This is a genomic window from Corynebacterium sp. c7Ub_26, from assembly GCF_053760365.1.
The window spans coordinates 275,171-300,386 of sequence record NZ_JBSNBL010000003.1; the positions used below are offsets into that span (position 1 = coordinate 275,171).

Annotated in this window: 18 protein-coding genes and 1 pseudogene; 14 read left to right on the forward strand and 5 right to left on the reverse strand. The window is 57.9% G+C overall.

Annotated elements, in window-relative coordinates; all coding sequences use genetic code 11:
- Positions 1–143: 143 nt before the first annotated feature.
- Positions 144–1,802, reverse strand: a complete 1,659-nt coding sequence (locus ACWORE_RS06935; protein WP_455303259.1) for a catalase — start codon at positions 1,800–1,802, stop codon at positions 144–146.
- Positions 1,803–2,006: 204 nt separating this feature from the next.
- Between ACWORE_RS06935 and ACWORE_RS06940 the strand changes: the two genes are divergently transcribed.
- Positions 2,007–2,615: an RNA polymerase sigma factor gene (locus ACWORE_RS06940; RefSeq protein ID WP_406605442.1), complete on the forward strand. Its 609-nt coding sequence runs from the start codon at positions 2,007–2,009 to the stop codon at positions 2,613–2,615.
- Positions 2,616–2,777: 162 nt separating this feature from the next.
- Here ACWORE_RS06940 and ACWORE_RS06945 read toward each other — a convergent pair.
- From ACWORE_RS06945 to ACWORE_RS06955, 3 genes and pseudogenes are all read right to left on the reverse strand, one after another.
- Positions 2,778–3,139 (reverse strand): annotated as a pseudogene (locus ACWORE_RS06945) (DoxX family protein).
- 143 nt (positions 3,140–3,282) lie between these two features.
- A complete protein-coding gene (locus ACWORE_RS06950) occupies positions 3,283–4,335 on the reverse strand; it encodes an aspartate-semialdehyde dehydrogenase (protein ID WP_296136956.1) in 1,053 nt (350 codons plus the stop codon).
- Between the two features lie 80 nt (positions 4,336–4,415).
- Positions 4,416–5,780 carry an aspartate kinase gene (locus tag ACWORE_RS06955; protein ID WP_455303260.1) on the reverse strand — a complete coding sequence of 455 codons (1,365 nt, stop codon included), beginning with the start codon at positions 5,778–5,780 and terminating at the stop codon, positions 4,416–4,418.
- 130 nt (positions 5,781–5,910) lie between these two features.
- On the opposite strand from ACWORE_RS06955, the gene ACWORE_RS06960 reads away from it, so the two are divergent.
- The gene (locus tag ACWORE_RS06960) at positions 5,911–6,756 is read left to right on the forward strand and encodes a DMT family transporter (protein ID WP_455303261.1); all 846 of its coding nucleotides are present in this window, start codon (positions 5,911–5,913) and stop codon (positions 6,754–6,756) included.
- A gap of 208 nt (positions 6,757–6,964) precedes the next feature.
- Positions 6,965–8,806 carry a 2-isopropylmalate synthase gene (gene leuA, locus ACWORE_RS06965; RefSeq protein ID WP_455303262.1) on the forward strand — a complete coding sequence of 614 codons (1,842 nt, stop codon included), beginning with the start codon at positions 6,965–6,967 and terminating at the stop codon, positions 8,804–8,806.
- 57 nt (positions 8,807–8,863) lie between these two features.
- Here leuA and ACWORE_RS06970 read toward each other — a convergent pair whose 3' ends face one another.
- The gene (locus ACWORE_RS06970) at positions 8,864–10,471 is read right to left on the reverse strand and encodes a succinic semialdehyde dehydrogenase (RefSeq protein WP_455303263.1); all 1,608 of its coding nucleotides are present in this window, start codon (positions 10,469–10,471) and stop codon (positions 8,864–8,866) included.
- A gap of 48 nt (positions 10,472–10,519) precedes the next feature.
- On the opposite strand from ACWORE_RS06970, the gene ACWORE_RS06975 reads away from it, so the two are divergent.
- The 11 genes from ACWORE_RS06975 (at position 10,520) to ACWORE_RS07025 (ending at position 25,210) form a co-directional block, all read left to right on the forward strand.
- Positions 10,520–11,302, forward strand: coding sequence for an SDR family oxidoreductase (locus ACWORE_RS06975; RefSeq protein WP_455303264.1), 783 nt, complete (start codon positions 10,520–10,522; stop codon positions 11,300–11,302).
- Between the two features lie 10 nt (positions 11,303–11,312).
- Complete coding sequence (locus ACWORE_RS06980) at positions 11,313–13,223, forward strand: hypothetical protein (RefSeq protein WP_455303265.1); 1,911 nt, start codon at positions 11,313–11,315, stop codon at positions 13,221–13,223.
- A 130-nt stretch (positions 13,224–13,353) separates the two neighbouring features.
- A complete protein-coding gene (locus ACWORE_RS06985) occupies positions 13,354–14,895 on the forward strand; it encodes a MurT ligase domain-containing protein (protein WP_455303266.1) in 1,542 nt (513 codons plus the stop codon).
- Entirely contained in the window at positions 14,885–15,823 is a 939-nt protein-coding gene (locus ACWORE_RS06990; RefSeq protein WP_455303267.1) for a type 1 glutamine amidotransferase, read from the forward strand. The genes ACWORE_RS06985 and ACWORE_RS06990 overlap by 11 nt, the downstream gene beginning before the upstream one ends.
- Positions 15,820–17,499, forward strand: a complete 1,680-nt coding sequence (locus tag ACWORE_RS06995) for an FAD-binding protein (protein ID WP_448234700.1) — start codon at positions 15,820–15,822, stop codon at positions 17,497–17,499. The genes ACWORE_RS06990 and ACWORE_RS06995 overlap by 4 nt, the downstream gene beginning before the upstream one ends.
- Before the next feature lie 173 nt (positions 17,500–17,672).
- Entirely contained in the window at positions 17,673–18,971 is a 1,299-nt protein-coding gene (locus tag ACWORE_RS07000) for a class I SAM-dependent methyltransferase (protein ID WP_455303268.1), read from the forward strand.
- 154 nt (positions 18,972–19,125) lie between these two features.
- On the forward strand, positions 19,126–20,412 hold the full coding sequence (locus tag ACWORE_RS07005) for a class I SAM-dependent methyltransferase (protein ID WP_455303359.1): 1,287 nt from the start codon (positions 19,126–19,128) through the stop codon (positions 20,410–20,412).
- A gap of 71 nt (positions 20,413–20,483) precedes the next feature.
- Entirely contained in the window at positions 20,484–21,767 is a 1,284-nt protein-coding gene (gene tgt, locus ACWORE_RS07010) for a tRNA guanosine(34) transglycosylase Tgt (protein WP_455303269.1), read from the forward strand.
- A gap of 44 nt (positions 21,768–21,811) precedes the next feature.
- A complete protein-coding gene (locus ACWORE_RS07015; protein WP_455303270.1) occupies positions 21,812–23,020 on the forward strand; it encodes a glutamate--tRNA ligase family protein in 1,209 nt (402 codons plus the stop codon).
- Positions 23,021–23,294: 274 nt separating this feature from the next.
- Positions 23,295–23,831 carry a gluconokinase gene (locus tag ACWORE_RS07020; RefSeq protein WP_455303271.1) on the forward strand — a complete coding sequence of 179 codons (537 nt, stop codon included), beginning with the start codon at positions 23,295–23,297 and terminating at the stop codon, positions 23,829–23,831.
- Positions 23,831–25,210 (forward strand): GntP family permease, encoded by a 1,380-nt coding sequence (locus ACWORE_RS07025; RefSeq protein WP_455303272.1) that lies wholly within the window; start codon positions 23,831–23,833, stop codon positions 25,208–25,210. The genes ACWORE_RS07020 and ACWORE_RS07025 overlap by 1 nt, the downstream gene beginning before the upstream one ends.
- The last annotated feature ends 6 nt before the right edge of the window (positions 25,211–25,216 follow it).

Genomic DNA, 25,216 nt, shown 5'->3' on the forward strand with positions numbered 1-25,216 from the left:
AAAACTCCTAACTTCATTGTGGATACGAAACACCTCCCACGGTACGCGAAAACCCCGATCCCTTCACCCATGTGAAAACGGACCGGGGTTATTGCGGTAGGGATACTGTGAGTTATGTCTACATCGATGTCCCTATTCCGACATCATTGCTTCGACGCGGTAAAACGCTTTTCGACTTCTGCACCCAACCACTCGTCAACGTGGGTCCAGTAGTTGAAGGCCTGCTGAGCAACCTGGTCTGACACACCGGCCATTGCATCAACAATGTTGGTGGCCAGGCGGTCGCGAGCAGCGTCGTCCATGACGTTGCGGACTAAGTCGCCGGCCTGTGAGAAATCGTCGTCCTCCGGGTGACGAACATAGGCACCGCGAGTTAAATCGCCGCCATAGTTGTCGTCCCAGAGGCCCAGTTCTTCAGCGGCACCTAAGCCAGACTCCTGACCGCGGCCAAAACCGTATTTGGACTCACCGGGCGCAATGTCGCGTTGTACAGCACCGGTGCCCTCAGCGTCGGTACCGTCGACGTCCATGTACCCGCCGCCACGCTCAAAGCGGTTCGGGGAATACGTCGGCTCAGAAGCCGGCGGGAAATCGTACACAGCGGCGCCGTCCTTGGCGTAGCTATTCACCGGGCACACTGGCTTGTTAACCGGGATTTGGTCAGCATTAACACCGAGGCGGTAACGCTTCGCATCAGCGTAAGCGAAGGCCCGGGAGAGCAGCATCTTGTCCGGTGACAGCCCGATCCCTGGGACCAGGTTCGACGGCTCAAATGCCGCAGACTCAATCTGCGCAAAGAAGTTCTCCGGGTTGCGGTTCAACGTGAAGTGCCCCACCGGAATCAGCGGATAATCTTTCTGGCTCCACGTCTTCGTCAAATCGAACGGATTGACTTTGTAGCCAGCGGCTTCCTCCAAAGGCATGATCTGTACCTTGACGTCCCACGTTGGGTAGTCACCGCGCTCAATCGCGGCATACAGATCCTCACGATGGCTATCAGCATCTTCGCCGACCAGTTTTGCGGCTTCCTCGTCGGTCAGGAAATCCCATCCCTGGCGTGTCTTGAAGTGGTACTTGATCCAGAACCGCTCCCCTTTGGCGTTGATCCACTGATAGGTGTGGGAGCCGAAACCATCCATATTGCGGAAGGTCTTTGGAATTCCCCGGTCGCCCATCAAATAGGTCACCTGGTGTGCGCTCTCTGGGCTACGGGTCCAAAAATCCCACCGCATGTCGGCATCAATCGTGCCGCGTCCCGCTAGCCGCTTCTGGGAGCGAATGAAGTCCGGAAACTTGATGCCATCGCGGAAGAAGAAGACCGGGGTGTTATTGCCAACGAGGTCGTAATTGCCCTCATTGGTGTAGAATTTTAGGGCAAAGCCACGAACATCGCGCCAGGCGTCCGGGCTACCTTTCTCTCCAGCGACGGTCGAAAAGCGGGCGAGCATCGGGGTGACGCGCCCTGGCTGGAACAGGTCCGCCTTCGTGTACTGCGATACGTCTTCCGTGATAGTGAGCTCACCGAATGCGCCTGACCCTTTCGCGTGGACGACACGCTCTGGGATCCGCTCACGGTTGAAGTGCGCCAACTTTTCCACCAGCGACACATCGTGCAAGGCGATGGGGCCTTCACGGCCGACGGTCACGCTATGTTCCTCAGATGCGTTCGGAGCGCCGTTGACCCGGGTTGAGATGCTCCGACCATTGGCTTGCGGGGCACCATGACCGGTGACGGGGCACACTCCGCGCTGTGCGACGTAGTCTGAGGTAAAACGCTGATCGTGCGAACTATCGTTCGACATGGATCCTCCTTCTCATGTGGTGAGCTCATGTCGTCGTCATTCAGGGGTAAAGAGCCCACCAGTGGTGCGATACGTCTTTAACTGTACCCTATTAAAGTTCTTTGCGCCTAGAGGTTTTTAAGATTAATGAGGGATAGATCCATAGCCTTCCTACAGACCCCTGGTAGAGGTGACTTTCTTCGTCAACTTGGTAAGGTGAATACCGTGACAAGACATGACAAAGACGACGCACGCGTCACGGCATTAGCTCTCCGTGCCGGCCAGGGGGATCGGGCCGCGCTCACCGAGTTCATCCGACGCACCCAAAAGGACGTCTGGCGTCTCCTTGCTCACCTTGCCGACACTGACCGCGCCGACGACCTCACTCAAGAGACCTACCTGCGCATCATCTCTGCATTGCCGACGTTTGCGGGCCGATCGAGTGCGCGCACGTGGCTGCTCTCTGTTGCGCGACGGGTGTGGGTCGATAGCGTTCGGCATGATATGGCTCGGCCACGGTCCACCGGTACAGAATGGGAAACTGTGGCTGATCAGCACACGGCGACGAATACTTCCGCCAGCAATTCCTGGTCGGACTGGGTCGACGTGCAGCTCCTGATGGAGAATTTGGATCCGGACCGCCGAGAAGCGCTCATCCTGACGCAGGTCTTGGGATACACCTACGACGAAGCAGCGACAATCGTTGGTGTTCGTGTGGGAACGATACGGTCGCGGGTCGCCCGGGCACGTGCTGACCTCATCGACGCAACATCAAACCACGCAGCGAAAAAACACCGTCATCTCAGCGTTGTGCAGGAACGGGCACACGGGTAACGACGACGTCGGTTACATCCCCATAGGATTAGGCTAAAAAGCTCATAAACAGGTGATCCACCAGTAGGGGCGGGGATTATCCACCGCAAAAGCTGCATTACAAGGGCAACGTGACGTGCATAACTCGCTTAGACGTGGACGTTCTGCCACGGTGCCCGATGATCACATTGCCGCCGCATTCAGAACAAGAACAATCGCGCTGAACACTGTCATGCCGAGGCAATTAACCCAAAATTCTTGCCCGAGGAAGTTTGCTTTGACGTGAGCAATGATGGCGAAGACGAAGTAACTGAGCACTCCGACAGAGACTGTCGTAGTGATTGACGCATTGTGTGAAGCAGCCCCGACAACAAGACCAACTGCTGCGAGGATCTTGATCCCAATGAGTGCCCACCACCAATCTTGAGGGAAGTTGACACCATTCAGGCACCGACTGATGAATTTAGGGGCTTGATTGACATCAACGCGTCGCCGGCAAGAACGACAGCCAAGATAAAGCTGCTCACTACTGCTAGGGAGCTCATAATCCACCTCTCCATGGATGAACGCGAACACCGCACCCCAGGTATGATTTCTCGTTTTTAAGGTTGAAGGTGAGGTTACACTCAAGAAACATGGTTCACTAGCAGTATGAGCTAAATGGGGAGCTTCCGACTCCCCCAGCTCTCTACACCAGCAATTCAGCGATCTGAATGGTGTTCAACGCCGCGCCCTTACGCAGGTTATCGCCAGCCACAACAAGAACCAATCCACGATCATCGTCGATAGTTTGATCGTGGCGGATGCGGCCGACGAGGCAATCGTCGATACCGGCCGATTCCAGAGGCGTCGGCACATCCACAACCTCAACGCCCGGGGCTTTATCCAGCAGTTCGCGAGCCCGCTCCGGCGTAATCGACCGGGCGAACTCGGCGTGCACCACCATGGTGTGGCCAGTGAACACTGGGATACGCACACACGTGCCGGCAACTTTCAAATCAGGGATATTCAGAATCTTCCGGGATTCATTACGCAGCTTCTGCTCTTCATCGGTCTCATCGGAACCGTCATCAACGTAATTCCCGGCAAAAGGCAACGCATTAAACGCGATCGGCGCTACATACGGGCCGTAGCTAAGCTTTTCTTCATCAATGACACGCTGGACACCGGAACCATCATGCGCTAGGTCGACGTCGTCACGCTTCTCCACAGCATCTGTCTGCTCTTTCAAGGCCTTCACGCCGGCCAAACCGGAACCCGACACCGCCTGGTACGAAGCCACGTGCAGGACTTTCAGGTCCGCCTCGTCGTGGAGGATTTTGAGGACGGGCATTGCTGCCATCGTGGTGCAGTTCGGGTTAGCGATAATCCCCTTGACGGCTTTGTCCTTGTCACCGGGGTTAACTTCAGACACGATCAGTGGGACCTCAGGGTCCTTGCGCCAAGCACTCGAATTATCGACCACGGTTGCGCCTGCGGCCGCAAACCGTGGTGCCTGCTCTTTCGACACCGCACCGCCGGCGGAGAAAATCGCGATGTCGATGCCTTTGAGGTCCTCATCGGAGGTAGCGGCAACATCCTCGACCACAACGTCGTCGCCACGGAAAGGCAATGTTGTTCCCGCACTTCTGGACGAGGCGAAGAAACGAACCTTATCGCAGGGGAAATTGCGTTCCTCCAGGATGGAGCGCATGACGCGCCCCACTTGGCCAGTAGCTCCAACGACGGCAATGGTGGTCATCAGGTGATTCCTCCCAGACAGTACGGACCAGCCAAACAAAACAAGCCAGGCCAGGTGAAACCTAGCAGTGAAACTCCAGCTTAGCGCCCTGTTCCAGCATAGACAACGGCTTCTTCGTCGCCGCCCAGCGCGAAACGCTCATGCAAGGCGCGGGTGGCTTTCTCCAGATCCGAATCACGGATCAACACAGAAATGCGAATTTCCGACGTGGAAATGAGCTCGATGTTCACACCGGCGTCACGGAGCGCCTCACAAAAATCGGCGGTGACACCAGGGTGCGACTTCATTCCTGCACCTACCAACGACACCTTGCCGACGTGATCATCAAACAAAACGCGTGGCTGTGCCGTCGCTGCGGACTCGGACGCCCCGGACCCCGGCTGCATCGAGGCCTTCGCCGCGTCGGCTGGAGTATCGGAGACAGGCACCGTCGGGTTCTCATCCCGCGGCACTTCACACAGCTTCTTCAGCATTTCCACCGCGCGGGAGGCGTCGGCACGCGGACAAGTAAATGTGATGTCCGTCTTGTTATCGGCAAGGGACGACACATTCTGCAGCACCATATCGATGTTGATCTCTGCATCAGAGACGGCGCGGAAGATGCGGGCCGCTTCCCCGGGGGTATCCGGAATACCTAAAACGGTGATTTTCGCTTCTGATTTGTCGGTGGCCACACCGGTAAGTACTGCTTCTTCCACGGGAATATCCTCCATTGAGCCGGTAACTAAAGTGCCTGGATCTGTGCTATACGATGACCGAACACGCATGGGAACATTAAACGCGCGCGCATATTCCACACTGCGCAAAACAAGGATCTTGGAGCCCACCGCCGCAAGCTCCAGCATTTCTTCAAAACTAATGGTGTCGAGCTTCCGCGCATTATGCACGATTCGCGGATCCGCGGTGTACACACCATCGACGTCGGAATAAATCTCACATTCATCCGCGTTCAATGCCGCCGCGAGAGCAACAGCGGTGGTATCCGAGCCGCCGCGGCCCAGCGTCGTGACATCTTTGGTCTCACGGTTGACCCCCTGGAAGCCGGCGACCAAACAGATCTTGCCCTCATCCAGCGCTTCCTGCACACGGCCCGGCGTGACATCCACAATCCGGGCATTCCCGTGGCGCTCCGTCGTCAATACCCCCGCTTGCGAGCCCGTAAAAGACTGGGCATGCGCGCCCAGGGACTCAATAGCCATGGCTACCAGCGCGTTGGAAATGCGCTCCCCCGCGGTGAGCAGCATGTCCATCTCGCGGGCGGGCGGCACTGGATTAACCTGTACTGCAAGATCAAGGAACTCATCGGTCGTGTCGCCCATTGCGGAGCACACAACAACAACGTCGTGTCCTTTTTTCTTTGTTTCGACGATGCGCTCAGCCACTCGACGAATGCGCTCGGCATCTTCAAGGGACGAACCACCGTATTTCTGGACGATTAGAGCCACCGGGTTCTGCCTTTCCTCATCCGCTCTGGCCTCGTGACGGAACCATCATGAACATGAAACCATCAACAACCGACACGACACGTGTGGCCTTGAGGATACCTCAACTACCGAGCAGCTAAATTTATGGGCGATGCATAACAACGCCCTTGCTATCCTTTTCGCCCTCGCCTCCGCGCTGACAATCGCGTGGGGCACTGTCGTTCGTCACCGAATCGCAGAAGAAGTACCCAATGACGACGACGGCGCACCCATTTTAACCGTGATCACCAAACCTCTGTGGTGGGCGGGAACGTTCTGCGCGCTGGGTGGATACGGCCTGCAAGTGATCGCGTTGGCCTTCGGAACGCTGCTGGTCGTGCAGCCGATTCTGGTGTTATCGCTCATGTTCACGCTCCCGCTGTCCGCGCGGTACGACGGGCGTCGTGCGTCGTTATCGGAAATGACATGGGCAGGTTTGCTGACGGCGGCGGTGGCCGTTCTGGTGATTCTCGGCCGACCCATCCCCGGGAATACGCACCCGTCGTTAATGACGTGGATCCTTGCCGTCGTGACAGGGATAGTGGTGCTCACGGCTATCGACAGATTTGCGTACCGCCAGATTCGGCGTGAACAGGCGTTGCTGCTCGGGGTGGTCACGGGTGCCGTGTTCGGCTACGTCGCTGTGTTTTCCAAAGCTGCGATTGACGTTTTTGTCCAAGACGGAATCGTCGGGGGACTTCTGGCGTGGCAAACCTATGCCCTCATTATCGGGGCGACGATTGGGACGGCGGTCCAGCAGTCGTCCTTCAATGCGGGGGCGCTGAAGAATTCGTTGCCGGCGATGACCATCACGGAACCAATCGTCGCGTTTAGTTTGGGCTACATCGTGTTGGGCGAATACTTCCAGGTCCACGGCATGGGGTGGGTAGTCATGGCCATCGCTCTGGTTGTCATGATCGTGTCCACCACGGTGCTCTCGCGTAAAGGCGTCGATTAGTCGGAGATCTATTTCCCATAATCCTTCACATGCGCAGTGACCGTGCTACGGTTTTCATATGCGTTCTTTGAGCGGAACATCTAGCTGCGCGGCTCTCCTCCTTATGTGCCGCGGCGGAGCCCGGGTATAACCGATCGGCTCCCCGTCGCGGGGGTTCGCTGTGCCGGTCGGGACTTGACACATATTCCGGAAACCGAAGAGGAACCGCATGTCACCCGTTGACGAATTCATTTCCGCCCCTGCCCATATTTCTACTCCCGACGGCGACATTCCTGCTGATCAACCGTCGTGGAATAAACAGCGCCCGTCGCGGCTGCCCGCCGGACGCTACCAGCCCTACTTCACCGAGGTAGAACACATCACGCTGCCCGACCGCACATGGCCGGATAAAACCATTGATCACGCACCCGTTTGGTGTGCCGTCGATTTGCGTGACGGTAACCAGGCTCTGATTGACCCCATGAGCCCCGAGCGGAAACGTCGGATGTTCGAGTTGCTGGTCACTATGGGATACAAAGAAATTGAAGTGGGGTTCCCCTCAGCATCGCAAACGGATTTTAACTTTGTTCGTGAAATCATCGAACAAGACATGATCCCGGACGATGTCACCATCCAGGTCTTGGTCCAGGCACGCGAACACCTGATCCGACGCACGTTTGAAGCGTGTGAAGGCGCAAAAAACGTCATCGTCCACTTCTATAACTCCACCTCTATTCTGCAAAGAGATGTTGTCTTTCGTAAGGACAAAGATGGAATTAAAAAATTAGCGACGGATGCCGCGGAATTAATTAAATCCATCGCCGCTGATTATCCGGGGACCAACTGGCGCTGGGAGTATTCCCCCGAGTCCTACACCGGCACTGAGGTGGCCTATGCCAAGGAAGTCTGCGACGCCGTCGTCGAGATCATGGATCCCACCCCGGAGAACCCCATCATCATTAATCTGCCCTCGACGGTGGAGATGACGACGCCCAACGTGTACGCGGACTCGATCGAATGGATGGACCGCAACCTGAACCGTCGTGATTCCATCATCATCTCGTTGCACCCGCACAATGACCGCGGAACGGGCGTCGCCACTGCTGAATTGGGGTTCATGGCAGGAGCGGACCGCATCGAGGGCTGCCTGTTTGGCAACGGTGAGCGCACGGGCAACGTGTGCCTGGTCACGCTGGGGCTGAACATGCTGGCACAGGGCGTTGATCCGCAGATCGATTTCTCCGACATCGATAAAATCCGACGCACCGTCGAATACTGCAACCAACTGCGAGTTCCCGAGCGCCACCCCTACGGCGGTGACCTGGTGTTTACCGCGTTCTCCGGATCGCACCAAGATGCCATTAATAAGGGCCTCGACGCGATGGTGGATAAGGCCGAAAAGTCGAATGCCACCAACGACACTGCGGACACCGAACGTGACCGGCAGCGCATCGTGCACCGGGTTCCGTGGGAAGTGCCTTACCTGCCCATCGACCCGAAGGACGTCGGCCGCACCTACGAAGCCGTCATTCGCGTGAACTCGCAGTCCGGCAAGGGTGGCGTGTCCTACATCATGAAGACCGACCATGGAATCAACATGCCGCGCGCAATGCAGGTTGAATTCTCCGGCGTAGTCCAAGCCGTCACCGACGCTGAAGGCGGCGAGGTCAACTCGAAGAACATGTGGGATATCTTTGCCGGCGAATACCTGGACCGGGATGACCCCATCGACGCCATCAGCATCACTGTCGACGGGGGCCAGAATGAGAACGAAGGCGCGGAGGTGTCCGCACACCTCATTATCAATGGCGAGGAACAAACAATCACCGGGCACGGAAACGGGCCCGTGGCCGCGTACACGAATGCGCTGGAAAGCGTCGGAATTAACGTTGAAGTGCAGGATTACTCGCAGCACTCCAGGACGTCCGGCGACGACGCGGAGGCAGCCGCCTACATCCTGGCCGACGTCGACGGGACCAAGGTGTGGGGTGTTGGCATTGCAAGCTCCATTACCTACGCGTCGCTGAAAGCGGTGACCAGCGCGGCCAACAGGGCGCGGGCGGCGGCGTAGAGCTGCCGACGGCTGCTCAGTTGAGCAGTGGCGGTTTCGGGCCGGCCGCCGGGGTGGCTACTTCAGGAACCGCAGTTTTTGTCCGACGCTGAGGAGCCTTCCCATGATGGAGGCATAGAGCTTCCGGCTGAGGAAACGTGGGCCACTGACCGGCATGCCCCGCATCTCCACGATGGTGTGGGACTCCGTGTACTTCAGTAGCCCCTCCGCCCCGTGTCTGCGGGACATTCCGGAGTCTTTCACGCCACCTAGAGGTGCGTCGACCGTCGACCATGCCGCCGCATAGCCGTCGTTAATATTGATTGTTCCCGCCTCAACACGACGCGCAATGTCCCAAGCCGTGTCGGACGGGCCGACGACGGACGCGTTCAACCCGTAGTTCGTGTCATTTGCACGGGCGAGCGCGTCGTCCACAGTGTTGACCTTCTCGACATAAACCACCGGGCGGAAGACTTCCTCGCGCTTGAGTCTCATGTCATCCGTGACCCCCTCCAGCACGGTCGGCTCGTAGAAACACGGGCCGAGATCCGGGCGAGCACGCCCACCTGCGAGGATGCGTGCACCCTTCTCGCGCGCGTCGTCGACAAAAGACTCCACCGTCGCGAGCTGCTCTTTACTAACCAAGGACCCCATGGTGACGGACCAATCAAACCCAGCGCCGAGTTTCATGCGGTTGACTTCGGCAATGAAAGCACTGACGAACTCGTCGTACATGTCCTGGACAACGTAGATCCTCTCGATGGACACACAGAGCTGCCCCGAGTTGGAAAAACACGCGTTCACGGCGCATGACGCCGCCCGACGCGCGTCGGCATCTCCCGTAATGATCATCGGGTTTTTCCCGCCCAGTTCTGCGGAGAAGCCGACGAGCCGTCGCCCTACTTGTTCGCCCAGGCGCTGGCCGGTTTTCGTCGATCCGGTGAACATCAGGTAGTCGCACGCATCGGCAATGGCGGATCCGACGACACGACCTTGGCCGGTGACGATCTGGATGACGTCGTCGGGCAGTCCGGCATCCTTGAGCAGCTGTACGCAGATGAGCGAACAAAACGGTGTATCGGAATCAGGCTTGGCCACCACCGTGTTTCCGGCGGCGATGGCCGCGAGGGCATCGGATATTCCGAGGGTGAAGGGGTAATTCCATGGGGTAATTTGCCCTACCACACCCTTCGGCGAACGATATTCGCGCGCTTTTCCGAGCACGGGAATGCCGGCTGTCCGTCGGGCAGAACGCATTAGTTCTTCGGCCGAGTTTGCGTAATAGCGTGCGTTATTCACGACGTCCATTACCTCGTCGAAGGCCGAGGCGCGGTCCTTCCCCGTTTCCAGCTGGATGATGTCGAGTAGGAGGTCACGTTTCTTCAACACGAGGTCGTGGAAGCGCGTGAGTATTTGTTTGCGCTGATCAAAGGGGGTGTCGCGCCATGTTTTCTGCACCTCGCGGGCACGTCGGAAAGCGTGGGTGACGTCGTCTTTGGTGCCGATACCCACCCAGCCGACGGTGGTGCCGTCCCACGGATTCTCTACGTTGTGCCTCTTTTCGGTGGCAACACTGCCGGTGGTGGTGTTGACGGTGAGCGCACGAAGTTCCGTGGCGAGATCGTCGGGCAGAGGGCCCTGCGACAGCCGGTCCGGAAGAAACGTAGAACATTTGGGTGCAAACATATTTCGAAGTGTACGCGAGGGACGACCAAAAAAGGTTAGATTGATCACATGAGTACTTCACAACGTAAAAGTATTTTTATCTCGGACGGGGCGTCGGGTATTGGCCGCGAAGTCGCACTCCGATTCCACAAGGAAGGCTGGATTGTCGGTGTGTACGATATCGACGCCGCTGCCCTCGAGGCACTATCCCTCGATTATCTCGACATCATCACTGGTGAACTCGATGTCACCAACTACGAGCAATGGGAAGAGGCGCTAGCAGACTTCACCGCGCACACCGGTGGGCGGCTGGATGTGCTCGATAACAACGCCGGCATCATCGGCGACCACGACATCGTCGACCAGTCCCCCGAAATCATCAAGAAACAGTGCGACATCAACTGCACCGGCGTTATTTACGGAGCACGGACCGCACTGGCGTGCCTGTCACGCACACCCGGCGCGCACCTGGTCAACATGGGTTCCGCCGCGGCGCTCTACGGCCAACCGCACATCACGCCGTATTCCGCGTCCAAGTTCTTCGTCACGGGGTTCACTCAGGCGCTGGATCTTGAGTGGAGGAAAAGCAAGATCCGCGTCGTCGCTCTTCAACCGCTGTGGGCACAAACCGCTCTTGCCGACGTCGATGCCGCGTCGACGAAGCGACTCGGTGTGCGGATCACGCCGGAGCAGGTGGCTGAGGTTGTGTGGAAAGCTGTTCACCCCGCGAATATCTTTGAGCGGCAGCGGCATTTTTACTCCCTGTCAGGCCTGGACCTCACGTTGCGCTACCTGATCCGCCTTGTTCCGTCATTCGTTACCCGAAACGTCAACAAGTTTGTCGCCGGGTAGCATATCGGGCATGACATCGACCTCCGATCATTCCTCCACCAGCCGGGGCTCCGACGCTCGTACGTCACATTCACACGACGTCGACCCCGACCGTGGGGGAAGCAACACCGGAGGGTCGCGATCGAACGACGGGCATCGCCGTTCCCGAAATAATTCGCGTGCGCGTCGTGAGCGACGTCGACGCCGCGCCACCTATTCCGCACAGCACGGAAATAAGCAGCAGCGCGCGAAGGAGAACTCGGGGAGCGGCGCCTCGAACGCGTCCTCGGGTGGGGATAACTCCAGCTCGCAGCATGGGAGGAATAAGAATCGCCGACGGGCCCGGCGGAGTAACCGGCCGGCCGCGGCGCCCAACGGCGGACAGCGCAGTCAACAGCACGAACCGAAGGACCAACGCCCGGCGCGGCAGCCAGAACAATCGGATTCGTCGACGCAGCCGGAACGTCGGAAGTCTTCGTCGAGCACGCAGCCATCATCCGTAACCCGGGCACCTTCACACCGAAAGTCTGAGACCCGAGCGCCCGCAACCCCAGGCCCGCATCGCACTCGCCGAGGATTGGCGGCCGAAGGCGTCATCACAAACCCGGACAAGGATAAATACAACGCCGGAAACACCCATGTGTGCTCGCCGCGGGAGCCTATCCCGTCCATCGACGACGCGCCGATGGTGGCCGTCGTACTACGCACAACTAACATCCATCCCTCAACAGGCCGCATGCTGGCCCTCGACGCCGCATTTTTCGACGCCGACGGCCTGCCCGTGTCCAACTGGCAACGAGTCTTCAACACCGACGCCGACCCCGGCCCGCTCCACCTCTTCGGCCTCACCCCCGAGGCGTTCCGCACGGCCCCGCGCTTCAGTTCCACGCTGCGGCAAATCGATCGCGTTATCGACGGCCGCGTCCTGATCGTCCACGACACCGCCACCACCTGGGGTTTCATCGCGCAGGAGGCACGTCGAACGGTCCGTTCCGCGTCGGCAAAAAACCGTCGGCAGCGCAGGCGTCGCCATAATGGGCACGTCCCTCGCCCGGTATCGATCGTCGACACACAAGCGACGGCCCGGCGGCAGGGGCTGCCCATCGCCGAAACTCGCCTGCGGGGAATTGCTGCCGCTTACAATCTTGTCGACGACACACTTCCGGCGACCACAGTGTTAGACATGGATTCCTCGCCCGATACGTACACGACGCTTCCCGGCGTTGGGGCGCAGGCATCTGAGCGACGACGGAGCATCGACCCTCTGCAACTTCTTCAGGCCGACGCTGTTCTGGTGGGTGAGCTGGCTATGGAACAGCTTGATCGCGCCGGTATTGAGCCCATCAACGCTGCGGCGTTTGCGTTGCACGAGGCGCGCGAGCGTCGTGGGGATAACCATGGCGACGAGGATCATGGTGGGGACCAGAGCGAGGACGACGATCACAGCGACGAGAACGGCGTCGGCAAGAACGATAACGCGCGTCCAGACGATGCCCCTACCCCGCTGGTGTGGGCCGATGATGACGCCTGGGACAACGTCGATAAGCGTGATCCGCATGATCTGCGGGCGGATCGAGTGGGGCTGCAGCGGTCGGCAATACGAATTGATGCGGCATTAGCCCCGGTCGTTGCGCCTAATCCGGGTGCGTGGTCGCCGGGTCAGAAGCTCAAGCGCGGGATGGTTGTCACGGTCGCGCCCGAGGTCGATATGAATCCTGATGATCTGATCGAAGCAGCTGTGCGGGCTGGGCTGACTTATTCCGAAAAGCTAACCCGCGAGACGTCGTTGGTTTTGTTCAATGGCACGGGCCACGGATTAGAGCACGATGGGGCTCCTCACGAGGGGCGCGCCTTGCATGCACATCGGAAGGGTATTCCCCTGGTTCGCGACACCGAGTTTATGCGTTTGGCCGAGGAGGCTACCGACGTCGAGCAGCACTAAACCGGACAGCAATAAATAGCCCCCGACCAGCCATAACTCACACTCCCGGCAGGGCAAGCGGCCCCAAAAAGGATTCACAGCGCTCCCGTACTGAAGTGGCATGTGTCCGGGAGCCACGTATTCTAGGACAATGACCGAAAACTCGGATTCCACTCGTTCTGGCGTACGGGAACGCGCCGTGAGCTCGCTGCACGCGTTCCGTCAGCGCGCTGACCAGGTACTTCGCTCCAGCGCGGATAGTGTCAGTGACTCCCTGGAAGCTCGGATCACGAGCGTGACCAGCGATACTCCGAAGGCCCAATTAAACACTCAGGGTCGGGCTGCTCTTGCTCTTGCCGACACAGCTACGTGGGCCTCGAAGAAAACGGGCCGTGGCTCTGGCGGGATGATTGGCGGGATGATTGCCGCAGCGATTGATCCGATGATCATGGGTCGGATCAACTCGGGCCGCCCCGTCGCGTTGGTGACGGGAACGAACGGCAAGTCCACAACAACTCGGATGCTGGCCGCTGCCGCGCGCACCGCTTTCACCACCGCGACCAATGAGGGCGGGGACAACATGGACGCAGGAGTTGTGTCCGCGCTGCGTGCGGGTGGCGATTATGACGTCGCCACGTTGGAAGTCGATGAAATGCATGTGCCGGCCATTGCCGACAAGCTGGATCCGCAGGTGCTGGTTCTGCTCAATTTGAGCCGTGACCAGCTTGATCGCGTGGGAGAGATCAACAGTATTGAGCGGGCGCTGCGAGGTGCGGTGAATAAGCACCCCAACATCACCGTGGTGGCCAACTGCGACGATGTCATGGTGACCTCGGCTGCGTGGGATAGCCCGAACGTGGTGTGGGTGTCAGCTGGCTTAGGTTGGCAGGGTGAATCGACATCGTGCCCGCGTACTGGCGGTGCGATTATTCGACGCGAGGTGTCGGACGCGGCGGCTCGCTCGTCGTCGCAACCGACCAACCATGTTGAGTGGTACGCGGCGAAACCCCTCCCCGATGGCTCCGACTTCCGACGCCCCTCCCCGGATTATTCAATGACGCCCGACGGACTCCGTATTGATTCTGCGTCCGCAGCAAAGGCGACGGGTTTACCGGCGGGAACTGTTCTGCCCTTGACCTTGTCGCTGCCGGGCGACGCGAACCGTGGCAACGCAGCCCAAGCGGTGGTGGCCGCGTTGGCCTTGGGCGCGGACGTGAAGAAAGGTCTGGCGGCGACCGAAAACGTGCAGTCCGTGGCCGGCCGCTATTCGACGGTGTCATATGCCGGGCGCGACGTTCATCTGTTGCTCGCTAAGAATCCCGCTGGCTGGCAAGAGGCGCTGAGTATGGTTGATCGGTCCGCGGATGGCCTGGTCATTGCGACAAATGGGCAGGTCGCCGACGGTGTCGATCTGTCCTGGCTATGGGACGTTCGGTTTGAGAATCTCAACGAGTTAGCTGTGGTCGCCGCCGGTGAGCGTGGCGCTGACCTGGCCGTTCGGCTGGGATACGCTGGCGTCCGCCACCAACTGGTGAAGGATGCGCTGGAAGCGATTAGGACGTGCCCGCCTGGTCGGGTGGAAGTGCTGGCCAACTACACGGCCTTCCGCGACCTCAAGCGGGCCCTTGACCGGGCCGTCGCCAAGGAGTCGAAGCAGAACATTGCAGACAAGGAGGACACCGATGCCCGCTAAAACCCACGCTGTGTCTTCGCCGTCAGGTTCCCGGCGATCATCATCGCAGTTCCAGATCGGTCTGATTCTGCCCGATGTGTTGGGCACCTATGGCGACGACGGCAACGCGCTGATTGTGCGCCAACGCCTGCGCCTCCGCGGGGTGGCTGCAGAGATTGTTCCGATTCACCTCGGCGACCCCGTCCCGGACAGTTTGGATTTGTACACCGTCGGCGGTGGTGAAGATACTGCCCAGATTCTTGCGTCCGAGCATCTTCGTGCCGCCGGGGGAATTATTCGCGCCGCGAACAAAGGCACTCCGATCCTTGCTATTTGCGCTGGTCTGCAGGTGTTTGGGCAATCCTTCCGCGCCTCCGGTTCCATGGTGGATGGCCTTGGACTGTTGGACGCGACGACGTCGAGCCTGAAGGTCCGCATGATCGGCGAGCTTCGCTCGGAGCCGCTTCAGGCTGAGCAGCAGAGCCCGACGTCTGCACGCACTGATGACTTCACGCGCGGGCTGACTGACCAACTCACGGGTTTTGCGAACCACATGGGTGCGACGATTTTGGGCCCGGATGCGCGCCCGTTGGGACGTGTGCTTCACGGGACCGGGAACTGTGATGCCTATGGTGCAGAGGCGGTCAACCTTGAGGGCGACGACGCTGATCATCAGACCTCTGCCGAGGGGGCGGTCCAAGGATCGATTATTGCGACGTACATGCATGGCCCGGCGCTAGCGAGAAATCCGCAGCTTGCCGACGTGCTTATCGCTCGGGCCTTGGGTGTGGAAGCAGATGATCTCCCACCCCTGGGCGATGACATCGATCCCTCGATTCGTGGTGGCCTGGATAGCCTGGATATGGGGTCACGGCATCTCGAATTAGCTAGGGAATTAAACAATGAGGTGTCGCAGCTTCGCCGGGAGCGCATAGACTTTACGTCATGACTTTGCGTGACCATCTCCGCCCCTCTGCCCTTTTTGGTGACTCCGCCCTTGGCACTACCGCCCGATCTGCGACGGAAGGATTATCCAGTGCCGCGGTCTCTGGGGTCTCTCGAGTGGGCAGCCATATCGGGGTTGATCCCGATGTCGTTCCGGGGCCACGGGGTGGTCTTCCTCCAGAGGAGTTAACCGCTGCGCATTGGGGTAATGGGTCCCGGCGCGTCATCGATCCCATTGGCTGGTTTGAACACCAAAAAGGTATCGATGAGCTTCAGAAATCTTTTGACGCTATTCCGTCAGAAGCGCAGGTGAGGTTGGCGAAGAAAACGTCGAACCTTTTCCGCTCTCGAACAGCAACAAAGACGCCCGGTTTGAACGTCGAGGGCCTTGGCCGGGTCATTGCCGTGGATACACAAGCACAGACTGCCGACGTTCAAGGCATGTGCACATATGAAAACCTTGTGGATACCTTACTTCCGTTTGGTTTCGCGCCCTATGTTGTGCCCGAGTTGAAGACCATTACATTGGGTGGCGCTATTACCGGCATGGGCGTGGAGTCCAGCTGTTTCCGCAATGGTCTGCCCCACGAATCCGTCATCGAGATGGATATTCTGACTGGCACGGGCGATATTGTGACCTGTAGTCCGGTCGAAAATGTTGATCTTTTCCGTGCTTATCCCAATTCGTATGGTTCATTAGGTTATGCGGTTCGGATCAAAATAAAGATTGAGAAAATAAAGCCGTTCGTGGAGCTTAGGCATGTTCGTTTTCACGACCTCACCTCTATTGCCGCTGCTATTGACAGCATTGTGTCCAGCCATGAGTACGACGGCGAAAATGTCGATTATTTAGATGGTGTGGTGTTTTCGCCTACCGAGGGCTATTTGGTCTTGGGGAGGCAATCGTCGGACGTTCCGCCCCGGGTGTCCGATTACACGCGTGAGCACATTTATTACCGTTCCTTGCAGCACCCCGAGGGCACGGCCCGCGACACGCTGACCATGCACGATTACCTGTGGCGCTGGGATACGGACTGGTTCTGGTGCTCGCGCGCGTTCGGTGCACAGAATCCCACGATCCGTCGGATGTGGCCTGATGGGCTGTTGCGGTCATCGTTCTATTGGAAGATTGTGGGCGCCGATAAACGGTGGGATTTGGCGGACCGGATTGAGGCCCACCACGGCCGTCCCGCCCGTGAGCGCGTTGTTCAGGATGTCGAAGTGACGACGGATAAGGTACCGGAGTTCCTGGAGTGGTTCTTCCAGGCCAGCGAGATCCAGCCCGTGTGGTTGTGCCCAATCAAGCTGGCGGAAGAGTCGTCATCGTTGACGACGCGCGGCAATGTGTTGTCCTCCGATGTTGCTCTGGCTGACGGCGCTGGCTCCCATCCATGGCCGCTGTACCCGTTGTCGGTGGGTGATGTGTGGGTCAATATTGGCTTTTGGTCCTCGGTGCCCGTGGATTTGACGGATGATCCGCAACCCGGCGCGTTTAATCGTGTTATTGAAAGGAAGATCCGCGACTTGGGTGGGCATAAGTCACTCTATTCGGAGGCTTTTTATTCGAAAGAGGAATTTTCCGCGCTTTATGGCGGCAGTATTCCAGAGCTGGTGAAGAACATTTATGACCCGAACCATCGTTTCCCTGGTCTTTTCGACAAAGCAGTAGGCGGGAAATAAGCGAATTCCGCCCGACGTGGCTAGGGAAGCGCTCAGTACTACTATGGTTGTAACTATTTGCGACGCGATGACGCTACCGACATACGAGGTCATTAGGCCAGTACCTGCCGTGTAGCGCCATTGCGCCAGCCGAATACCTGAGGACGAAGAGGAAAGAGTCGGGCGCATTGAGTATGACTGTCGCAGATATCATCGCATCTATTACGAAAGGGCCGCTGCCATTCAAGGTGGAGGCTTATGACGGAAGCTCCATTGGTTCGGGCGATATTACTGTCCGTCTGGAAAACGAGGATGCTCTGGCCCATATCGCGACGGCACCGGGCGATTTAGGACTTGCCCGCGCCTATGTGACGGGCGCATTGACTGTTGAGGGCAAAGGATCTCATCCTGCCCATCCATATGTCCTTTTCGACGATTTACAAAAGGCGTATTCGACCGTTTCTATCTCTAAGAATCCTCGTGTGATTGCCAAACTGATCCGTGAGTTACGCAATCATCACGCTTTCCGACGCCTTCCCATCCCTCACCAGGAAGTTATCCCTGGGTGGCACAAGGCTCTCCGGGGTGCGATGGAGGGAGTGGCGAAGTCGACTCGTCGGCACTCTAAGGCTCGCGATGCACAAGCGATTAGCCATCATTATGACGTTTCCAATAGCTTTTACGAGCATTTCTTAGGGCCATCGATGACGTACACCTGTGCGTGTTACCCCACTGAAAACGCGACGTTGGAAGAGGCTCAAGAAAACAAATACCGGTTGGTGTTTGATAAGTTGCGGCTGAAAGAGGGCGATCGTCTTCTTGATGTCGGTTGCGGTTGGGGCGGAATGGTCCGCTACGCGGCCAAGCGTGGTGTTCATGCGTTGGGCGTGACGCTGTCTCATGCGCAGGCTGAGTGGGCGAATGAAGAAATTAAGCGCCAGGGGCTCGAGGAATTCGCGGAGGTCCGCTACCAGGATTATCGCGATGTTCCAGAGAGCGATTTCGACGCTGTTTCTGCTATCGGCATTCTGGAGCACATTGGTCCAAAGAATTATCGATCATTCTTTAGCTTCCTTTATGGCAAATTGCGGCCTGAGGGAATGATCCTTAACCACTGCATTACCCGGCCACATAACCGCCCGACGCGAACGGGCCAGTTCATTGGACGCTACATTTTCCCTGACGGCGAGCTGACGGGCGCGGGCACCATCATTACCCGTATGCAGGACGTCGGTTTCGACGTTGTCCATGAGGAAGATCTGCGGCCGCATTATGCCCACACGCTGCGTGATTGGTGCCTGAATCTGCAGAACAACTGGGACGAGGCCAGCACGTTGGTGGAGCCGTCCACGGCGCGTTTGTTCGGTCTATATATGGCCGGTTCCGAGTGGGGCTTCGACCACAACATCATTCAGCTCCACCAGGTGTTGGGGCAGAAACTTCCCGACGATGGGACGTGGAGTCTTCCGCTGCGCCCCTGGTGGAAAGCGTAGCTAGCGGACGTAGCTATTAGTACAGTTAATCGTCATGGTGAAAATTCCCGGACTTGCCCGCCACGCAACCAGCATGGTCGGTGCTGACCCGACAATCATGTCGGCTCTACTCAGCACTCCTTTGACTAAGTTGATTCGACCCACGTCGGACCCCATGACGGTGGGCGAGATTATCGACGCCATCGCTGACTTCCCCATTCGTGTCACTGCTTTCGATGGTTCCTCGGCTGGGGCGACGAATGGCGCAGCGACTTCGGCGGGCGCTTCCGGCGAGATGGGAATACACATCACCAAAGACGGTTTAGCATATATCGCAACCGCGTCGGGTGAATTAGGTCTTGCTCGCGCGTATTTAACGGATAATTTGCGGGTGAAAGGGACTCATCCTGCGAACCCCTACGACTTGTTCGGGGTATTGCGGACTGCTCGCTTAAAGAAGGTGTCGCCGTCCACAGTTCGTCGGATTATCGGTACCTTGGCGGCCATGGATGCCTTCCGGAATTTGCCTCAGCCTCCGCAGGAAATGGTGCCCTTTTGGCAGCGGGCCATTGACGGGTTATCCCGACATTCTCAGCAACGTGATGCGGAATCAATTAGCCACCATTATGACGTCTCGAATAGGTTTTATGAACTGTTTTTGGGGCCGTCGATGACTTACACGTGCGCGTATTACCCCGACCCCTCCGCCACCCTGGAGGAAGCGCAAGAAAATAAATACCGCCTTATTTTCGATAAATTACGCCTACAGCCAGGGGACACACTTCTCGATGTTGGCTGTGGCTGGGGTGGAATGGTTCGCTATGCCGCCAGCCACGGAGTCAAGGCGATCGGGGCAACCTTGTCACGAGAACAAGCCGAATGGGCTAATGAAGAGATTGGTCGTCAGGGGCTTAGCGATCTCGCTGAGGTGCGGTTCCAAGACTATCGCGATATTCCAGAAACAAATTTCGATGCCATTTCAGCTATCGGCATTCTGGAACACATCGGTACCGCTAATTACCATGATTTCTTTTCCTTTCTTTTCAACAAGCTTCGCCCGGGCGGATTGATACTCAACCACTGCATTACTCGCCCGATTAATGAGGCCAAGACCAATGCTGGCCCGTTCCTTGATCGATATATTTTCCCCGACGGAGAATTGCACTGTTCAGGAAATATTATTGCGAATATGCAGGGCGCAGGCTTTGAAGTGATGCACGAGGAAAACTTACGTCCTCACTACGCTCGAACCCTCAAAGCATGGTGCAACAACTTGGAAGAGAATTGGGATGCTGCCTGCGACGAAGTAAGTGAAGCTACGGCGAAGCTATATGGGGTATATATGGCTGGGTCTGCGTGGGGATTCGACCACAATATTGTGCAGCTGCACCAAGCCTTGGGCGTGAAACCGCTTCAAGACGGCACGATGGCAGTTCCCGAGCGCCAATGGTGGGAGAGCTGACAGCCTGGCCGGACAAGGAGCGTCCAGCTGGGCTTCGTACCCACGGCCATACCGTTGCTACTCTGTCTGTCATGACTGAATCCCCTGCCATAGAGGGCTCACCTGCCACCGATACGTCATTCGACGTCATAAATTCCGCGGGAAAGGCGCGAGCCGGAGTGATCCACACTCCTCACGGCGATATTCCCACACCCGCTTTTATTCCTGTGGCAACAAAAGCAACGGTCAAGATGCTCACTCCGGAGCAAATCAGAGCGACCGGTGCTCAAGCGATCCTCTCTAACGCTTACCATCTTTATCTTCAGCCGGGCCCTGATCTGGTTGATGAAGCCGGTGGCGTCGCCGCATTTGAGAATTGGCATGGCCCGACGTACACCGATTCTGGCGGGTTTCAGGTCATGAGCCTGGGCGTCGGGTTTAAAAAAGTATTAGGCATGGAGACCAAGGATATTAAACCGGAGGATGTAAAAGCTCGACATAAAGAGCGTTACGCCCACGTTGATGACGACGGCGTTAATTTCCGCAGCGTTATTAATGGATCCAAGCATCGCTTTACTCCTGAAAAGTCGATGCAAATCCAACACGGATTAGGCGCCGATATTATGTTCGCGTTTGATGAGCTGACAACATTGGTGGATTCGCGGGAATACCAAGAGGAGTCAGTGGAACGAACTCGGCGCTGGGCGGAGCGGTGTCTTGAGGAACATAACCGGCTGACGGAGGCCCGCGTCGGTAAGCCACTTCAGTCCTTGTGGGGTGTGGTTCAGGGCGCTCAATATGAAGATTTACGACGCCACGCTGCGCAATCATTGGTCGATATGTCAGACCGCTTCGAGGCTGAAGGCCGTCGTGGATTCGGTGGTTTCGGAATTGGCGGCGCCCTGGAGAAAAGTGCGCTGGGGACTATCGTCGGGTGGGTCACTGATGTTTTGCCAGACAATAAACCCCGTCACCTGTTAGGCATTAGCGAGCCTGATGATTTGTTCACCGCCATCGAGGCTGGTGCGGATACTTTTGATTGTGTTTCCCCCACCCGGTTGGGTCGGCGTGGCGGTGTCTACACACTCGATGGACGATTGAGTTTGAAAACAGCGCGGTTTACGCGTGATTTCCGTCCCATCGATGATGAACTAGAGGGATATGCTAGCCAGTATTCCCGCGCATATATTCACCATTTGCTCAAAGCTAAAGAATTTTTAGCGGGAACTCTGTGCAGTATTCATAATATTCAATTCATTGTGTCACTGGTGCATAATGCACGGCAGGCGCTCATCGACGGTCGTTTCTACGAATACCGTGATGAATTTCTTGGTCGGTATTATGCCAATGGTGGGCGCGCACCAGAGTGGAAATAGCGAACACGAATAAACAACACCAACGTGGAAATAACGGATACACAGTGGGCATAGCACAGGAAAACACTCGAGTACCGGGGGCAGTCTTAACACCCGAGACAGCCTCGGTAAGTGGTGCGGGGCGTTTTGCCCCCAGCCCTTCCGGAGATTTCCACCTCGGGAACTTGCGCACCTACACCTTGGCCTGGATTTTTGCTCGAGCAACGGGCCGTCGCATGCTGTACCGCGTCGAGGATATCGACCGGGAACGCTCCCATGACAGCGCCGCACTCGACCAAATGGAGGACCTCGCTTCGTTCGGCATGGATTGGGATGAGGATCCCGTCAAGCAATCCGATCGCTTTCCTCTTTACGACGATGTACTCGCCTGGCTAGCCAAACGCGGGTGGGTATACGAGTGCTATTGCTCCCGCAAAGACATACGTGAAGCTTCACGAGCACCGCATGCGACACCCGGAATGTACCCCGGTACGTGCAGGAATCTCACCGACGAACAACGCCAGGAGCAGCGCAACAAACTCGCCGCACAAGGGCGTCCACCTGCTATTCGATTCAATGCCCACGCAGCGTACGACGCAATCGTGGCTGATGGTCACGCCACCACAAATAACCGGTCCACAGATAACCACACCACTCCCCCTCGGCTCTGGACGATCCACGAAGATTTCACCACTCCCCCCGAGCATTCCGAACCGCATTACGACCCCGCATCCAAGGACCGGCCCGCTTCCACACTATCCAGTGTTTCCACCGGTTATTCGGGTCCGGTCGACGATATTGTCCTTCGCCGCGGGGATGGCAATTGGGCGTACAACCTGGCCGTCGTCGTCGATGACCTCACCATGGGCATTGACCAGATCACACGCGGTGACGATCTTCTCGCGTCGGCACCCGGCCAAAACTTCTTGGCCACTGTTTTAGAGCCGTGGGCTACTGATGCCTCACATAAAACGGCTATTGCCCCCACACGCTGGCGATATAACCACGTGCCCCTCGTCGTCACGAGAGAGCAGATGAAAGGCCACGAGACGACTGATCACCAGCTCAAACGCCTAGCTAAGCGGGACGGTGCGGTCACGGTACGTGAGCTCGGCCACGACACAGCATGGGCATGGGTGGCACAGTCCCTCGGCCACCCGGAGTGCGCGTCGGCACCCGAGTTGTTGGACGCCATCGACATCGACGCGATGTCCCACGACCCCGTCGTGGGACACCTCAGCCATAAGGCTCATCGACGCCCATCATTTCGATAACGGAGTAGCCGTTACAAAACGGAACTCGCTGCAACAGGAGAACAGCAGCAGGAGAACGACACCGGGGGTAACCGTCCCGACATTATCACCGTCGTTCACGTGCATGATTTACCGGCCGCACTCTCGGATAGGCCAATGTCGGGGGTGAAAATGAGGGCAGGAACCCCAGCCACACGAGGGTTGTGTCCGGTTCATGAGTACGGTTGTGTGTGATCCTTGGCTCTTACGCGGCATTAAGTGAGCCAAACCACATAAACATCGACAAGGAACGACTATGGACCTTTCAGCTCCTCTCCATATTGTCGTCATGGGGGTTAGTGGCAGTGGGAAAACGTCCGTTGCCCAGCATCTCCATGATTCGACCGGCTTCCCCTACGCGGAGGCCGATGACTTCCACCCGCAATCGAATATCCAGAAAATGGAATCTGGGATTCCGCTTACCGACGACGACCGCTGGCCGTGGCTGCGTGCCCTACGGGATTGGATGTCCGAGCACGGCGACGCCGGCGAGTCAACCGTCGTGACCTGCTCTGCCCTGAAACGCGCCTACCGCGATCTGCTGAGCGAAGCCCACGGCAATGTTCTCTTCGTCCACCTCGATGGCCCGATGGAACTCATTGCGAGCAGGATGGAATTACGGTCGGGCCACTTTATGCCCCGCTCGCTGCTGCCATCGCAGTTCGACACACTGGAAACGCTGGAGGGTGACGAGAACGGGATCACCCTCGACATTTCTCAAACCATTGAGGAATTGGATAAACAAGTGCTGGCCATTGCTCAGCGAAGTGCCGACGCCGGAGGTCATGAGTAATGCTCACTCCGCTTGCAGCTGACTCCACCGTCACTGTGCACGCCTCCCACGGGCAGCTCATCATGGCAGCGTGCGTGAGCATCGCGCTCATTATTGTGCTGATCACGTGGCTGAAACTGCACCCGTTCTTGTCGCTGCTGGTCGGCTCTGGGGCGTTGGCGCTCCTGGCGGGTATCACGCTAACTGATACCTTCACCGCTTTTTCGTCGGGAATGGGGTCGACGGTCGGCGGCGTCGGGGTTCTGATCGCGCTCGGTGCAATTATTGGCGCGCTGCTGGTTGAGACCGGCGCGGCGGACGAAATCGTTGACACGTTCCTCGAGCACACCTCTGAGCACCGTCTCCCCTGGGTGATGGCGACGCTGGCGTTCCTGATTGGTATTCCGCTGTTCTTCGAGGTCGGCCTGGTTCTGCTCATCCCCGTGGTGATGCTGGTGGCGCGACGTGTTCACGCCCCGGTGGTGCTATTGGGCATCCCCGCGCTCGCCGGGTTGTCAGCTTTGCACGGTTTGATCCCGCCACACCCCGGTCCCCTGATTGCCATCGATTCCCTATCCGCCAACCTTGGGCTGACCTTGGGTCTCGGGTTGATCGTCGCCATCCCGACGGTCATTATCTCTGGTCCGATTTCCGCGCGATTCATGGCGAAGTGGGTTCCTGTGCCGGCGCCGGACACGTTCGACACGGATAAAAACATTCCGCGCGAGTCCCGCCCCTCGTTTGGCGTCGGGATTTCCGTTATTTTGCTTCCCGTTGTATTGATGCTGGCCAGGACTGTCGAGGAAACCATCGGCATCGACAAAGGAAGCGCCTTCGGCAATGCCCTCGACTTTGTCGGCGAGCCGCTGGTTGCTCTGCTCATTACGACGTTTTACGCGATGATCATGCTGGGGCTGCGCACCGGACATTCGTTGAAGGAAACATCCGATGTCGCCGGTGGCTCTTTCGGTCCCATCGCGGGGATTCTTTTGATCGTGGGCGCCGGTGGCGGTTTCAAAGAAACGCTGGTGGAGACGGGTGTCGCGACGGTTATTGGCGATTGGATCCACGGTGTGGGGCTCTCCCCCATCCTGGCCGGGTGGCTGGTTGCCGTGGCGATTCGGTTAGCTACCGGTTCAGCAACCGTGTCGACGATTACCACCGCCGGAATCATGGCCCCCGCAGCTGCCAACCTAACCGACACCCACACGGCGCTGCTCGTGCTGGCCATCGGCGTCGGATCGGTATTTCTCTCACACGTCAACGACGCCGGGTTCTGGCTGGTCAAAGAGTACTTCGGGATGACCGTGGGACAGACGTTCAAAACATGGTCCCTCATGGAGACGATTTTGTCCGTGACGGGGCTGCTCTCAGTTATGCTGCTCAGCCTCGTTATTTGACGTTAT